The sequence below is a fragment of the Paeniglutamicibacter selenitireducens genome (assembly GCF_051550675.1).
Lineage (GTDB): Bacteria > Actinomycetota > Actinomycetes > Actinomycetales > Micrococcaceae > Paeniglutamicibacter.
On the sequence record NZ_JBPULF010000001.1, the window covers coordinates 198,065 to 211,676 of the forward strand.

Sequence of the window (13,612 nt, forward strand, 5' to 3'; positions counted from 1 at the left end):
GTAAATGGACTTTATGTTAACCGGAGTGTCGCACACCCCTTGCCCGCCGGCTCGCGGCAACGCCGCGCCCGTCCGGGAAGGCCGAGGCCCTCCACCTGACAGGGACTTCTCGCATGACCAAGACATGGTCAAGCGTGGCGGAGCCGGCCGGCAGGGAATCGAAGAAGGAAGACGTCACGTCGTGGATCTCGGTGGCACCGACGGCCCAGCGATCGGTGCCCAGTTCCAGGCCGTCGAGCCGTGCGCCGCCCCGGGCCGGCGACCACCCGATGGTCCCCTGGCGCTGGAACGCCGAGGCTTCCTCAAGGGTTCCGAAGATGCGGCTGCTCCACTGCTCCGAGTCCGAAACGTCTACATGCACCCGCATCTCCCGGGCCCTGGCATCGACGACCATGCGGGAAGGTGATTCGGAAACGGAGAACCGGGCGTGCTCGTGGCGGCCCGGCAAGAGGGTGCCACCCAGAACCACGGGAATCCGGGAAGCCGAATGCCTGACGGGGATGTAGACGCCTTGGCGGGTTCCGGAGTCGTCGTCCCATTCCACGGCGATGCGGTGTGCGGAGTTTTCGGCACCCCAGCCGACGTCGGCGCCGATCCACCGCGGCCTGACAGCGGCGAGCCTGATCAGGCAGATTCCCCCGACAGCCGCATCGTTTGCGAGCCGGGGCCGCAGTCCCGCGGGAAGCAGGGAACGCGCAACCTCGGGGTCCAGGCTGTAGTTGACCAGCAGGCGGCGGGAAATGGTGGCATCCAGGTCCGGCATCTTCATGGCCCGACGCTCCCTTCGAGGGCCGTTTCGGCGGGGCTCGCCGCGGAGGGCGCCAGGTGTCGCAGACCCCTGAGCAGCATTTGTTCGGGGCACACCGCCGAGAGGAAGTTGCCGACCGAGTGGGCCAGCTGCTCCCCCGCCAGCGAGTAGAGGATGCGGTTTGCCTCGCGCCGCTCGGTGACAAGGCCTGCGGACCGCAGCACGGACAGGTGGCGGGAAATCGTGGGCGCGGAGCTGGCGAACCGCCCGGCAATCTCGCCCGCCGACTGCTCGCCCCCGCGAAGGTCCTGCAGGATCTGGCGCCTGGTGGGGTGGGCCAGCGCCGCAAATACGTCGGATGCACTCTCTGTCATACCTTCAATTTAGCAGTTCTGCTAATTAGTGCAAGGGCTAAGTACGATCGGGTTCCGCGATCCGGCTCAATGGCCAATGGCACCTGCCGCCGGTCGCCGGCGAAACCGTTGTCCCGCCGGCGACCGAAGCATAGGATCGCGACAGGCAGGGGCGCTGTCGGGGCCGGGACCGGCTCCGCGGAACGCGGCACCAGGAAGGAAGGCATGGGCAGGCATTTGAACGTCCACACCGGTGCCGCGCGCATCCACTGCACCATCGGCGCCGGGACCGGGCCGGATGTCCTGTTCCTCAATGGCGCGTTCTCGACGCGGCGCGACTGGAAACACGTCCTGCGGGCGCTGCCCCCGCACGTGCGCACCGTCACCTTCGATGCCCGTGGACGCGGCAGGTCGGCCGACTCGCCCGACTACTCCTTTTCCGGCGCCCTGGAGGACGTGGGCGCCGTCATCGAGGCCACCGGGCTGGCCAACCCCGTCCTCGTCGGTTGGTCCCACGGCGCCACGCTCGCGATCCGCCATGCCGCAACCCACCCGGGCGAGGTGGCCGGGGTGGTGCTTGTCGACGGGGCCTTCCCCGTGCGGGTCTTCCATGAGAAGGCCCGACGGCGCGTCAGGCGGCAGTACCGGCTCCTGCGCCTCCCGATGCGTGTCCTGGGCTCGATGCGCCTGCTCGCGCGGATGACGCACCACCAGGCGGCACACGTCGTGATAGAACTCGACGAGATCGACGCCGGGCTGCTCCCCGACTACCGCAACCTCACGTGCCCGGCGCTCCTGGTCGTCGGCAGCGGCCCCCACCACGGATCCCCCGCCGACGAGATGCGCACCATGCGGGACGCGGCGCAGGCCGCCACGGCGGCCAACGCCCTGGTGCGCGTCCATGCGGTTGTCGCATCGAACCACCTGCGCATCCTGCGCGCCAACGCCGCCGAGGTCGCCTCGGCCGTGCTGGAGCTGGCCGGCGGGACCCCGCCGGTGCGCCGGGAACCGCCCTCCGGCGTGGGATAAAGTGTGGGGCAGGCGACGCGGGCGGGCCGGGCGGCCCGGCCGGAGCCCGTAACTGGAGGATTGCATGGAGTTTGCGGAAATACTCGGCCGGATCATCACGGCGGCCGCGGTGGCCGTGGTGTTCATCATCGTGCTGGCGATGTTTGTCCGCAGGCTGCTCGGCGTGGCCATCGGCCTGGGCCGGATCATCGTCGCCGGGCTGCTGGGCCTGGCCGCCGAGGTCGGGTTCGAGTCCCGCTACGTGTGGCGCAACCCCGATGCGAGCATCGCCCTGGTGCCGGTGCAGATCGGCATCGTGCTGATCGTCGCCACGCTCTTCCTGGTGGTTGCCGAACTCGTGGTCCCCTCCGGCTCGGTGCTTCGCCCGGACAAGTGGGTCGCCGCGTGGAAGGCCCGCCTGGCGCGCACCCGCAGGTACACCGAGGTGACAAGGATCGCCCTGTCCCACGGGCTGCTTCCGGCCAGGCTGCCCAGCGACAAGGACACCCCCGAGGCATCCGCCGAGCGGGCGGCCGGCGGCGAGTCGCTGCGCCTGGCTTTGCAGGAGTCGGGGGTCGCGTTCGTGAAGTTCGGACAGGTGCTCTCCACCCGCGGCGAGTTGTTGCCCGCCGAGTACATCGCCGAACTCTCGAAGCTTCAGCAGGCCGTCGCGCCCGAACCGTGGGAGGACGTGCGAGCGCTCATCACCGCCGAGCTGGGCCGCGACGTGGAATCCGCGTTCGCCGAGTTCGACCACGTGCCGCTCGCCGCGGCGTCGATCGGCCAGGTCCACCGGGCGCGGCTGCACACCGGCGAGGCGGTGGCGGTGAAGATCCAGCGCCCGGGCATCGTCCCGCTGGTCGAACGCGACCTGGACATCACGGTGCGCATGGCCACCACGCTGGAGCGCTCCACCGACTGGGGCCGCTCGCTGGGCATCGTAAAGGTGGCCGAGGGCTTCGCCGACTCGCTGCGCGAGGAGCTGGACTACGGGATCGAGGCGATGAACATCTCGGCGCTGCGCAGCACGCAGCTCAAGCACCCCGAATCCGAACGCGTGGACATCCCGCTGCACTACCCGGAGCTCAGCACCCGCCGGATCCTCGTGATGCAGATGGTCTCCGGGGACACGCTCAGCTCCCCCGGCACCATCGCGGCCCACCCGCCGGCGGAGCGCCGCAAGCAAAGCGTCGCGCTCTTCCGCTCGCTCATGCACCAGATCATGGACGACGGCGTGTTCCATGCAGACCTGCACCCCGGGAACATCGTGCTGCAGCCCAACGGGCACATCATGTTGCTGGACTTCGGCTCCGTCGGGCGCCTCGACAACGAGTTGCGCCAGCTGGTCTCCGAGGTTTTACTGGCCTTCTACCGCGGGGATTCGCGGGCCATCGCCGATGCGCTGCTGGGCATGGCCCCGCTGCCCGAGGACTTCGACGAGGTGACGCTGCGCCGGGAGCTCAGCCGCTTCATGTCCCTGCACCTGGGCCCGGGGGCGGTGGTGAGGGCCGAGGTCTTCACGCAGCTTGTCTCGCTGCTGGCCAAGCACCGCATCTCGATCCCCGCCGAGCTGGCCGGGGCGTTCAGGGCCGTCGCCGTCCTGGAGGGGACGCTGCGGCGCCTGGACCCCGACTTCGACCTCATCTCCGAGGCACGCGAGTACGGCGAGGCCCGCGTGCGCTCGGTGCTGCGTCCCGCCACGCTGGGCGAGGCACTGAACAACGACGTCATGGCGATGCTGCCGATGCTGCGCCGGCTGCCGCGACGCCTGGACCAGATCTCCGGGGACCTCGCGGCGGGCCGCCTGGGGGTGAACATGCGCCTGCTGGCCAACCCGCAGGACCGGCAGATGGTCAGGTCGCTGGTGCACGAGGCCATCCTGACGTTCCTGGCCGGGGTCACCGGGATCATGGCCACCATGCTGCTGGTCAGCGACGGCGGGCCGAACGTCACGGCGGACCTGACGCTGTACCAGCTCTTCGGCTACACGCTGGTCGGCGTCGCGGCGATCTTCGCGCTGAGGGTTGTCTTCGACATCTTCCGGAGGCGCCGCGGCGAATAGCCGGCTAGTCCCGCGGCGGGCGCTGCCGCTGCCGTTTGGTGTCGGAGCGCCGCCCCTTGGCCTCGAGCCGCCGCTTCACCGATCCGCGGGTCGGCTTCGTCGCCCGGCGCCGGGGGCCCTCCGGCACAAGCCCGGCGGAGACGATCGCGGCGAGCTTGGCCAGCGCCGTCTCGCGGTTGCGCAGCTGGGAGCGCTGCTCCGCGGCCGAGACCACCAGCACCCCGGAAACCAGCCGGGGTTCCAGGCGGGCGAGCAGCCGTTCGCGCTGCCACCCGGAAAGCACGGAGGACCGTTCCACGTCCCAGGAGAGTTCGACGCGGCTGTCGGAGGTGTTCACGTGCTGCCCGCCCGGGCCCGAGGCGCGCGAGAAGCGCCATTCCAGCTCGCGGGCCGGGATGGTCAGCGCGGGCGACACCTCGAGATCCATCCCCCAAGCATCCCATGGCTCGGCGTGCCGCGGCCGCCGGACCCCGGAGGCCTGCCGCCGGTGAAAACCCCTTGGCGCACCGGTTTCCATCGGCTACCTTGGGTCGTGGACCGGAAGGGAGCCACTCGTGAGTCCAACCACAGCTTTCGGCGCGGACGACCTGCGCGCACAATTCCAGGGGGCGGTGTTCGCCCCGGGCGACGCCGGGTTCGAGGAGGCGTGCCTGGGCTTCAACCTGGCCCACACGTTCCGGCCCGACCTCGCGGTGCTGCCCGAGTCCGCCGCCGACGTGGCGGCCGCGGTGCGCCACGCCGCACGCACCGGGCTCGCCGTCCACGTGCATTCGACGGGGCACGGCTACCCGCACCAGGCCCACGGCGGCATGCTGGTGAACACCTCCCGGATGCAGTCGCTGTCCGTGGATCCGGCCCGGCGCCGGGCACGCGCGGGCGCCGGGGTTCGCTGGGACAGCGTGATCGAGCAGGCCGCACCGCACGGCCTCGCCCCGCTGAACGGGTCCTCGCCCGACGTCGGGGTCGTCGGCTACACGCTCGGCGGCGGCATGGGCCCGATGGGCCGGACCTTCGGCTTCGCCGCGGACCGGGTCCGCCGCATCCAGCTGGTGACGGCCGACGGCTCGCTGCTGGAGGTCGACGCCGCCTCGGAACCCGAGCTCTTCTGGGCGCTGCGCGGGGGCAAGTGCTCGGTCGGCATCGTCACCGAGATCGAGTTCGACCTCGTCGAGGTGCCCGGGCTCTACGCCGGCGCAGTGTTCTATGCCGGCGACGACGCCGCCACCGTCCTGCATTCCTACCGCGAATGGGCGCCGGCGCTGCCCGAGTCCACCACCACGTCGATCGCACTGCTCCGGCTGCCCGACGACGAATCCTTCCCCGAACCGCTGCGCGGGCGGCTCTCGGTGCACCTGCGCTACGTCCATGTCGGCGGGGAGGAAGCCGGCGCGGCACTGCTCGAGCCCATGCGCCGAGCGGCCCTCCCGCTCATCGACCTCGTCTGCGCCATGCCCTACGCGGCGATCGGCTCGGTCCACCAGGACCCCAGCGACCCCATGCCGGTGTGGGAGGGGTCGCTGTTGTTGCGCGGGCTGGACGCCGGTGCGATTGATGCCCTGCTCGGCACGGCCGGGCCCGGGAACGACGTTCCGTTGATCATGGCCGAGATCCGCCACCTCGGCGGCGCGTTGTCGCGGGGCCCGGAGCAGGCCAACGCGGTGGGCGGCCGCGAGGCGGAGTTCTCGCTGATGGTGGTCGGCCCCTATCCGACGCCCTTGCGCCAGGCCGTGGAGGCCGCGGGCGGCGCGGTGCTTGAGGCCCTGGAACCGTGGGCCCACGGTGGCACGCAGATCAACTTCCAGGGGTTTGCCGCAACCCCCGAGGTCGTGCGCCGCGCCTGGCCCGAACCGACGGTGGAACGCCTGCGCGCCCTCAAGGCCGCGTGGGACCCCGGGTCGCGCTTCAGCTTCGGCTACCCGCTGGACTGAGGCCGGGCCCGGGGATGCGGGGATCAGGCCAGCAGCGACCTGAAGTAGTCGTCGACCCTTGTCGTTTTCCAGGCCTCAATGCCCGGGTCCGCATCCTCGTACGCGGCGTGTGCCAGGTCGAACTCCGAGAGCGCAAAACTGGCCAAGGCCCGGGGAAAGACGCCCGTGCCGAGCTCGCGGGTCACCGACTTCAGCGCCATGAGTTCCTCGGACCGGCCAACCACTTCCGCCGGCGCCTCCCCTTCACGCAGAAGCGTTGCGAGGTCCATCGGCGCGACGGCCGAGCCCGGGTGCATGCGTAGCCACCGCAGGGCGGCAGCGGGGCGCAACGCGTAGAAAACCTTCTTCAGGGGCACGACCTCGGAGGATTGGTCCCACTGGTTCCGCCCCACATGCAGATAGTGCCGCCCGACCCGCGCGGGGTCGATGACCTCGTCGGCCAACTCCAGCAGGCCTTCCCGAAGGACCGTATCGCCCCGGTACACGATCGGCGACGCCAACCACTCGACGACCGTTGCATTGCCCTTGAGCAGCAAACGCAGTGCCTTGGCAAGATCCCACCCGTTGACGTCGAAGACCTTGTCCAACGGGGTTTCAATGACATCCCGATGGGGCCACAGGCTCAGGTAGTCGTGCTTGGGGCGCAGGTAGAGGAAGCGGCAGTCGTAGTCGCTGTCCGGGGAGGGGAAACCCCACGCCCTGCTGCCGCTCTCAACCGCCCAGGAAATGGTGACACCTTCCTCGCCGGCCACCCGCTCCAGGCGGTCGTCTATCTCGGCCACCACGGCCGGGTCGAGGCTGTCGGGGATGTTTCGCATGCCAACACCCTACCGCCCTGCACGCGGCTGTCGGCTCGGCACTTCGGGGCCCGTCAGTCGGCGAGTCCCAGTCCCGCGGCAAGTTCCCTGGCCCTCAGGTCGAAGAGTTCCGCGGGGTCCCGCAGCGTGTTGGGTCCGTACTGCCCGAACACCTCGAATCCCACCGCCCCGAACAACCCCGACCACGCGCCCAGCCCGCGGGCGACAAGCCAGGCCGGGGCCGTCAGCCCGTACTCGGCCCTGATGCCCTCCATGTCCTCGGCAAGTCCCGGGGGCAGGCCGCCGCGGGGTTCGGCGGCCGCGATCCGCCCCGCACCCCAGGCTTCCTCGACGATCCCCATCAACCGCACCACCACCCGGGTTCCGGCCGCGACGGTTTGCCCGGGAGGCGCCTGGTACCCGGGAACCGGGGTCCCGTAGAGCAACCCGTAGCGTGAGGGCTCGGCAACGGCCCAGCTGCGCACCGCCCGGGCCAATGCGGCAAACCGTTCAGCGTCGGATCCACTGGGCCGTTCCAGCGCGGCGTCCACGGCGTCCCCCAAATCCGTGTAGGCCTCGACCACCAGCAGGGTCAGCAGTTCGTCCCGGCTTGAAACGTAGCGGTAGACGGCCGAGGAGACGATCCCGAGGTCCTTGGCCACGGCCCTCAACGACAGCGCTGCGGCACCCCGGGTGGCCACCTGTTCACGGCCGAGGCGCATGATTTCTTCGATGGTCCGTTCGCGCGCCAGCTCGCGCGGGGTTCGAATCTTGTGCATGACCCCATCCCACACCAACGGGGTGAGCGCAGTCAACTTTAGAGAGCACTGCTCTTGACACATCTCTCGAGAGCTCCTACATTGGTTGCGAGAGCACCGCTCTCACAACCAATGTAGGAGGCCACACACCATGTCCACGCACTATCTCGTCACGGGTTCCGGACCCGTTGGAACCACCGTCGCCCTCGAGCTGGCCGGCAAGGGGCACAGCGTGGTGCTGGCGACCCGGTCCGGCGGCGGCCCGGAACACCCGGGCATCCGCCGGATGCAGGCCGACGTCCTGGACCCGGAGCAACTGGCCGGGGCCATGGACGGCGCGCGGGCCGTGTTCCATTGCATCCACGCCGCATACACCGCCCGGGCCTGGCACGAGACGCTGCCGGCGGCCGATGAAGAGGTCCTTGCAGCGGCCGGCGCCCGGGGCATCCCCGTGGTGTTCCCCGAGAGCCTCTACTCCTATTCGGACCCCTCGCACCCGATGGCCGAGGACTCGCCGCGCAATGCCGCCGGCGGCAAGCGCGGGGTCCGCACCGCACTGCTGGCGGCGCGCGCGGCCTCGGCCACGGACACGGTCTCGGTGGTGGCCTCGGACTTCTACGGGCCCCACGTCACGACGGCCCATGCCGGATCGCGGATGCTCGAGGCCGTGTTCGGCGGCCGGCGGCTCACCGCCATCGGCAACCCCCACCTGCCGCATTCCTTCACCTACGTGCCCGACCTGGCCGCGGCCATGGTGCGTGCCGCGGAACTCCCGGAGCTGTGGAACACGGTGATCCATGCGCCCACGGCGCCGCCGGAAAGCCAGCGGGCCATGCTAGAGGCCTACGCGGCCGCTGCGGACCGCCCCGCCCCCGGGATCACCGGTTTGCCCGGCTGGCTGCTGCGGGCCATCGGTGCCGTCCACCCCGCAACCCGGGAGCTTGCAGAAACCGCCTACCAGTTCGATGCCCCCTTCGTGATGGACTCCGCCCGCAGTCAGGCATTGCTCGGTCTCTCCCCGACCAGGCTGGCCGACGGGGCGGCCACCACCGTGGCCTGGTGGAAGGATTCCGGGCGCGGCTGATTCCTGCACCGAGACTCCGTGCCGTCCTGATGCTACCCGGAGGTCGCGGTGGCCTCCGAGGCTCCGTAGAGCGCGGCGATGATGCCCTTGGCCACCAAGACTGCCGCATTCTCGCCGTTCACCGGGGAGGCGGAGAGGTTCACGGCGATGATGATCGTGTCGCCGGTGTTCTGGTGGTGGGCCATGAACGAGGAGTACCCGGGCAGCTGCCCGTCGTGGCCGAGGATTCCGGGGGCGAACCGGGCGATGCCGAGGCCGTACCCGACCCCGCCATCCTGGCCCTCGACCGTGGGCCGGATGCTCTCGAGGCGGGCTTTCTGGGTCGCCGTATCCAGCAGGCCGCCCTCCACCAGCGCCTTGGCGTAGACGGCGAGTTCCTCGGCCGTGGAGATGGCACCCCCGGCGGTCCATGCCCAGGACGGGTTTGCGTCGGTGAATTCCAGCGGCTTGAGCGTCCCGTCCAGCGCCGCCGGAAGGTCGGCGGCCGGGACGGCATAGGAGTCGACGGTCTCTTCGTTCGTTCCGAATTGGTAGCCCCGGGCATGGGGCTCCGGCAGGGTCGATTCCGTGTTTGCCGGGAGCGAGGTGTGCGTGAGGCCGAGCGGCTCGAAGATCCTCTCCCGGAACACCTCGGAGGCACTCATCCCGGTGAGCTGTTCGATCACGACCCCCAGCAGCACGATGTTCGTGTTGCTGTACTCGTACTCCGTGCCGGGTTCGGCGTTCGACGGGTGCTTGAAGTCGATCGCCAGCAGCTCATCCGGCGTCCAGGCCTTCTGCGGCTCCCTGTCGAGCGTCGCGTTGAATCCCTCGTCGAAGGTGTAGCTGAAGAGCCCGCTGCGCATCTCCGCCAGCTGGGCGATGGTGATGTTCTCCCCGTTGGGGACATCGGGCCGGAACTTCGCGATCGGGTCCTGGAGCCCGAGCTTGCCCTCCTGGACAAGCTGCAGGATGACCGTCGCGGTCATGGTCTTGGTGTTGCTGCCGATCCGGAAGACGTCTTCCAGCTTCATCGGCACCTGCCCACCGAGCTCGGCCGTTCCGAAGCTTCCCGACCAGTCTCCCCGAGTGGGCGACTTGATGAGCACCGTGGCCCCGGGAACGGCGTTGGCCTTCATGACCTCGGGGATGCGTTCCTGCAGCACCTGCGCGTAGTCAGGAACCTGCGCCGGGCCGTTGACCGGTGCGACCCCGGTGGGCGAGGCGGTTTCGGAACCCGCGGTTCCGGCACTCCCGCCGGGAGCGCAGCCCGACACGGCAAGAACCGCACCCAGTGCGAAGACCGCGATCGTGGACTTGTTGTTCATGAGTTGCCCCTGGGGTCCGGCCTGCCGCTGCCTGGAACGCGGATTCGCTCACATGATAGCAAGCCGACGCCGGGGTGCACACGAAAAACCCGCCGGATCTCAATGATCCGGCGGGTTTTCATTCGGTGGAGGTAAGGGGATTCGAACCCCTGACCTTCTGCATGCCATGCAGACGCGCTACCAACTGCGCCATACCCCCGAATGGGAGCCACCCTCGCGGGCAACTCATCCATCATAGGCCACGGTTGGACCGCGGCGCAAATCGGGTGGCCCTACAGGACGTCCGGCAGGGTTTCGACGTGCGACATGTCGGTTGCCGGCTCGCCGGAGGTCGGCAGCTCGATGACCGGGCAGTCGCCCCAGAGGCGCTCCAGGGCGTAGAAGACACGGTCCTCGTTGTGCTGGACGTGGATGACGACGTCCGAGTAGTCGAGCAGGACCCAGCGGCCGGTGCCGCGGCCTTCGCGGCGGACCGGGCGGATGTCGAAGAGCTCGTCGAGCTTGTCCTCGATCTCGTCGACGATCGAGTTGACCTGGCGCTCGGAGGCGGCCGAGGCGATCAGGAAGGCGTCGGTGACACCGAGGCGCTCCGAGACGTCGAGGGCGACGAGGTTCTCGGCAAGCTTGTCGGCGGCGGCGAGGGCTGCGGCCTTCACCAGGTTGAGGGAATGTTCGTGGGCGCTCATGGGATTCTCCTTGAGTGGTCGGGTGCGACCCGGGTGGGGTCGGCTAGTTCGAGTTGAGGATCATGATGAGGCCGGCAACGAGCGCCGCACCTCCAACGGACAATGCCGCGATGACCATCAGGTACATGTTGTTGGCACGGCGCATCCCGGCGGTCTGCGCATCAAGCGGCTCCAGTCCCTGCGCGCGGACGGCACGCACCGGGGGGTGGGAGACGGTCGGCTCGACGTCGACGGTGCCGTGGGCATCCGCCAGCGGCGTGGCCTTGGGTGTTGCCCGTGCCTCCGGCGCGGGAGTGCCCGCGGCCATCGGCCAGGCAGGTGCGGCGGCCCGGGAGGGCGCCGCACCTGCCGGTGCTGCTGCAGCAGCGGGGTTTGCTCCCTGCGACTTGGACTCGCGGGAAGCTGCCTGGGCCGGAGTAGCAGCCGCAGGCTTTTCAGCAGGTTTGGCCGCGGGCGCTGGCGCACCCGGGGCCGAAGTCTTGGTTGGTGCCGACGATGCGGCAGGGGCATCGACGATGGTCCCCTGGTCCGTCATCGAGATGTGGAAGCCGCGCGTGACGGGACCCGAGATCCCGGTGTTGACGAGCTTCTTTTCGATGTCCTCGTCGCGCAGCATGTTCATGGACCCGGTGAACGGGTCCGAGCGCCGCTGCCCGGCGCGCTGCGAGTTGGATTCCTCGAGGCGCTGGCGTTCGGCGGCGCGGCGGCTGATGATTGCCGCGCGTGCAGCGAGTTCGCGCTGCTGGGCCAGGACCTCCAGGTCCACGTCGCCGAGGTCCTCCGGCGCTTGGGCCAGCGAGGGGTCGATGGGCGCGGCTCCGCCGGAGCGGCGGCGCAGGGCCAGGGCGTCCTCGACGCTCATCTGCGCCGCGGGTGCTGCCGGCTTGGGTGCCGCAGGCTTCGCCGCCACGGGCTTGGCCGGCTCCGCCTTGGCTTGCTCGGTCTTGGCGGGCTCGGCCGGCACAGGCTTTTGCGATGCTTCGGGCTTTGCCGCAGCGGGCTTCCCGGCCGCCGCCTTGGGCGCTTCGGGCTTGGAAGGGTGTGCTTGGGCGGGGGCCGGTGCAGCGGCCGGAGCCTCGGGTTCCGGCGTGTTGCCGACCTCCGGCGCCTTGTCCTCGACCAGGGTGGATCCCGCTGCCGCGCCCAGGGCCTGCAGGCGCAGTTGCTTGCGGGTCAGCGGGGCCGGGTCGTCCCCCGGAGAAGGATCCTTGGCTGAGAGTTCGGAGACTTCCTGCTCCAGCCGGCGCCGGGTGCGCAGGGCCTCGCGGTCGCGTGCCCGCTGCAGGGAGGCGCGCTGCGGCAGCGCGTCGACTTCTCCCCCGGTGGCCCGGCGGCTGCGTGCCGGTTCCGCATTGCCGGTCGCCACGGGGGCGGGGGCCTCCGGGGCGGGCACAGGCTTGACCGGTGCGGGAACGGGCTTGACCGGTTCCGACTTGGCGGCCACCGGCTTGGCCGGCACCGCAGCGGGGGCCGCATCGATGGCCGGAGCGGACTTCGCAGCTTCCGGTTTCGCCGTTTCCGACTTTGACGGCACGACCTTCGCCGGTACGTCCTTGACGGGAGCGGGCTTAGCGGCTTCGGGTTTCGCTACTTCGGGCTTCGAGGGTGCCGCAGCCGTGGCTGGCTGGTCCTTGGTCTCCGCGACGGGCTTCGGAGCCGACTTGGGCGCCTGTGACGGGGCCTGCACCGAAGCCCCGGGACGGGCAGGCTCCGCGGGACGAGCAGGGGCCGCGGGAGCTGCCACGGGGGCGGCGTCCACGGCGCGGCCCGCACGCGGCTTGGCGGCTGGCGCGGAAGACGAAGGCTTGACGACGACCGGTTTCCCGATCGGTTCGGCGGCCTTCGCCTCCTTGCCTTCCGCCTGGAGGGCAAGCTGGGCTTCGGCCTCGGCACGGCGCTGCTCACGCAGGGCTCGCCTGCTGAGCGCGGGCCCGGTCTCGTCGCTCATCTTGTCCATTTCCCGGCCGTCCTACTTGTGGCCGTCTACTGCGTAGTTCTTATCGTTGTAAAGCTTGTACTTGCCGATGTACTGGACCACGCCGTCCGGCACCAAGTACCACACCGGATGGTGCGTACGCACGCGTTCGCGGCAATCCGTCGACGAGATCGCCATGGCCGGCACCTCCATGAGGGAGATGTCGTTCCGGTCCAGGACCGGAAGCTCGTGGCCCGGCCGCGTCACCCCGACGAAGTGCGCGAGCGTCCAGAGTTCCTCGGCGTCCTTCCAGCTGAGGATCTTCGCCATGGCGTCCGCGCCGGTGATGAAGAACAGCTCCGCGTCCGGACGCTGGGCCCGCAGGTCGCGCAGCGTGTCGATCGTGTAGGTCGGACCCGGGCGGTCGATGTCCACCCGGCTGACGGTGAAACGCGGGTTTGCGGCCGTGGCGATGACCGTCATCAGGTAACGGTGTTCCGCCTCCGCAACCTCGCGGTCCGACTTCTGCCACGGTGTGCCGGTGGGCACGAACACGACTTCGTCAAGGTCGAACACCGAGGCGACCTCGCTGGCCGCGACCAAGTGGCCGTGGTGGATCGGATCGAACGTGCCGCCCATGACGCCGAGGCGAAATGGGCGGTCCGTGCGTTCGGCCTCGAGTCGGCTAGTGATGGCCGTGCTTGTTGGCGTGCTGGCGGTGGGTGTCCTCGGCCTCCGCCTTGACCTCGTGGCGGTTGCCGACGTTGGTGTAGGACATGGTGACCAGCAGCATCAGCATGAAGACCAGGAAGATGCCGCCGCCGATGATCAGGGCCATCGTCTCGGTCGGGATGCCCTCGGCCGATTCGGAGGCAAGGACGGCCGCATTCAGGGACTGGGTAAACATGTTTCTCCAGGATGTTGTGTGCCGCGGATTCGATGCGAACCCGCGGCACGGTGTTCTAA

The 13,612-nt window shown here is 69.8% G+C and carries 14 protein-coding genes and 1 tRNA gene; 4 read left to right on the plus strand and 11 right to left on the minus strand.

Annotated features, from left to right (window positions below; genetic code table 11):
- Positions 1-16 precede the first annotated feature (16 nt).
- Positions 17-769, minus strand: a complete 753-nt coding sequence (locus ACSYDW_RS00840) for a DUF2071 domain-containing protein (protein ID WP_438336809.1) — start codon at positions 767-769, stop codon at positions 17-19.
- Positions 766-1,122, minus strand: coding sequence for a metalloregulator ArsR/SmtB family transcription factor (locus ACSYDW_RS00845; RefSeq protein ID WP_438336810.1), 357 nt, complete (start codon positions 1,120-1,122; stop codon positions 766-768). The genes ACSYDW_RS00840 and ACSYDW_RS00845 overlap by 4 nt, the downstream gene beginning before the upstream one ends.
- A gap of 204 nt (positions 1,123-1,326) precedes the next feature.
- Here ACSYDW_RS00845 and ACSYDW_RS00850 point away from each other — a divergent pair, with 204 nt between their 5' ends.
- Positions 1,327-2,130, plus strand: a complete 804-nt coding sequence (locus ACSYDW_RS00850) for an alpha/beta fold hydrolase (RefSeq protein WP_438336811.1) — start codon at positions 1,327-1,329, stop codon at positions 2,128-2,130.
- Between the two features lie 64 nt (positions 2,131-2,194).
- Entirely contained in the window at positions 2,195-4,171 is a 1,977-nt protein-coding gene (locus tag ACSYDW_RS00855; protein WP_438336812.1) for an ABC1 kinase family protein, read from the plus strand.
- A gap of 4 nt (positions 4,172-4,175) precedes the next feature.
- Here ACSYDW_RS00855 and arfB read toward each other — a convergent pair whose 3' ends face one another.
- Complete coding sequence (gene arfB / locus ACSYDW_RS00860) at positions 4,176-4,598, minus strand: alternative ribosome rescue aminoacyl-tRNA hydrolase ArfB (protein WP_438336813.1); 423 nt, start codon at positions 4,596-4,598, stop codon at positions 4,176-4,178.
- A 127-nt stretch (positions 4,599-4,725) separates the two neighbouring features.
- On the opposite strand from arfB, the gene ACSYDW_RS00865 reads away from it, so the two are divergent.
- Positions 4,726-6,099 (plus strand): FAD-binding oxidoreductase, encoded by a 1,374-nt coding sequence (locus ACSYDW_RS00865; RefSeq protein WP_438336814.1) that lies wholly within the window; start codon positions 4,726-4,728, stop codon positions 6,097-6,099.
- A gap of 23 nt (positions 6,100-6,122) precedes the next feature.
- Here ACSYDW_RS00865 and ACSYDW_RS00870 read toward each other — a convergent pair whose 3' ends face one another.
- On the minus strand, positions 6,123-6,917 hold the full coding sequence (locus ACSYDW_RS00870) for a nucleotidyltransferase domain-containing protein (protein ID WP_438336815.1): 795 nt from the start codon (positions 6,915-6,917) through the stop codon (positions 6,123-6,125).
- Positions 6,918-6,970: 53 nt separating this feature from the next.
- Positions 6,971-7,675 (minus strand): TetR/AcrR family transcriptional regulator, encoded by a 705-nt coding sequence (locus tag ACSYDW_RS00875; protein ID WP_438336816.1) that lies wholly within the window; start codon positions 7,673-7,675, stop codon positions 6,971-6,973.
- 130 nt (positions 7,676-7,805) lie between these two features.
- On the opposite strand from ACSYDW_RS00875, the gene ACSYDW_RS00880 reads away from it, so the two are divergent.
- Positions 7,806-8,738 (plus strand): NAD-dependent epimerase/dehydratase family protein, encoded by a 933-nt coding sequence (locus ACSYDW_RS00880; protein WP_438336817.1) that lies wholly within the window; start codon positions 7,806-7,808, stop codon positions 8,736-8,738.
- Between the two features lie 32 nt (positions 8,739-8,770).
- Here the strand turns inward: ACSYDW_RS00880 and ACSYDW_RS00885 are convergent, their stop codons facing one another.
- From ACSYDW_RS00885 to ACSYDW_RS00910, 6 genes are all read right to left on the minus strand, one after another.
- Entirely contained in the window at positions 8,771-10,045 is a 1,275-nt protein-coding gene (locus tag ACSYDW_RS00885) for a serine hydrolase domain-containing protein (protein WP_438336818.1), read from the minus strand.
- Between the two features lie 126 nt (positions 10,046-10,171).
- Positions 10,172-10,244: transfer RNA gene (locus ACSYDW_RS00890), tRNA-Ala, on the minus strand.
- Between the two features lie 73 nt (positions 10,245-10,317).
- The gene (gene rsfS / locus ACSYDW_RS00895; RefSeq protein WP_438336819.1) at positions 10,318-10,731 is read right to left on the minus strand and encodes a ribosome silencing factor; all 414 of its coding nucleotides are present in this window, start codon (positions 10,729-10,731) and stop codon (positions 10,318-10,320) included.
- A gap of 43 nt (positions 10,732-10,774) precedes the next feature.
- Positions 10,775-12,688, minus strand: coding sequence for a hypothetical protein (locus ACSYDW_RS00900; RefSeq protein WP_438336820.1), 1,914 nt, complete (start codon positions 12,686-12,688; stop codon positions 10,775-10,777).
- A 12-nt stretch (positions 12,689-12,700) separates the two neighbouring features.
- Positions 12,701-13,339, minus strand: coding sequence for a nicotinate-nucleotide adenylyltransferase (gene nadD / locus ACSYDW_RS00905; RefSeq protein ID WP_438337313.1), 639 nt, complete (start codon positions 13,337-13,339; stop codon positions 12,701-12,703).
- The gene (locus ACSYDW_RS00910; protein ID WP_438336821.1) at positions 13,332-13,553 is read right to left on the minus strand and encodes a hypothetical protein; all 222 of its coding nucleotides are present in this window, start codon (positions 13,551-13,553) and stop codon (positions 13,332-13,334) included. Before ACSYDW_RS00910 ends, nadD begins: the two co-directional genes overlap by 8 nt.
- Positions 13,554-13,612 lie beyond the last annotated feature (59 nt).

Bases quoted from the DNA above. Each gene is read 5' to 3' on its own strand.
- ACSYDW_RS00875 (WP_438336816.1), bottom strand. From the start codon at position 7,675: ATGCACAAGATTCGAACCCCGCGCGAGCTGGCGCGCGAACGGACCATC.
- rsfS (WP_438336819.1), bottom strand. From the start codon at position 10,731: ATGAGCGCCCACGAACATTCCCTCAACCTGGTGAAGGCCGCAGCCCTC.
- ACSYDW_RS00900 (WP_438336820.1), bottom strand. From the start codon at position 12,688: ATGGACAAGATGAGCGACGAGACCGGGCCCGCGCTCAGCAGGCGAGCC.
- ACSYDW_RS00845 (WP_438336810.1), bottom strand. From the start codon at position 1,122: ATGACAGAGAGTGCATCCGACGTATTTGCGGCGCTGGCCCACCCCACC.
- ACSYDW_RS00870 (WP_438336815.1), bottom strand. From the start codon at position 6,917: ATGCGAAACATCCCCGACAGCCTCGACCCGGCCGTGGTGGCCGAGATA.
- ACSYDW_RS00880 (WP_438336817.1), top strand. From the start codon at position 7,806: ATGTCCACGCACTATCTCGTCACGGGTTCCGGACCCGTTGGAACCACC.
- ACSYDW_RS00855 (WP_438336812.1), top strand. From the start codon at position 2,195: ATGGAGTTTGCGGAAATACTCGGCCGGATCATCACGGCGGCCGCGGTG.
- ACSYDW_RS00885 (WP_438336818.1), bottom strand. From the start codon at position 10,045: ATGAACAACAAGTCCACGATCGCGGTCTTCGCACTGGGTGCGGTTCTT.
- ACSYDW_RS00910 (WP_438336821.1), bottom strand. From the start codon at position 13,553: ATGTTTACCCAGTCCCTGAATGCGGCCGTCCTTGCCTCCGAATCGGCC.
- ACSYDW_RS00840 (WP_438336809.1), bottom strand. From the start codon at position 769: ATGAAGATGCCGGACCTGGATGCCACCATTTCCCGCCGCCTGCTGGTC.
- arfB (WP_438336813.1), bottom strand. From the start codon at position 4,598: ATGGATCTCGAGGTGTCGCCCGCGCTGACCATCCCGGCCCGCGAGCTG.
- ACSYDW_RS00850 (WP_438336811.1), top strand. From the start codon at position 1,327: ATGGGCAGGCATTTGAACGTCCACACCGGTGCCGCGCGCATCCACTGC.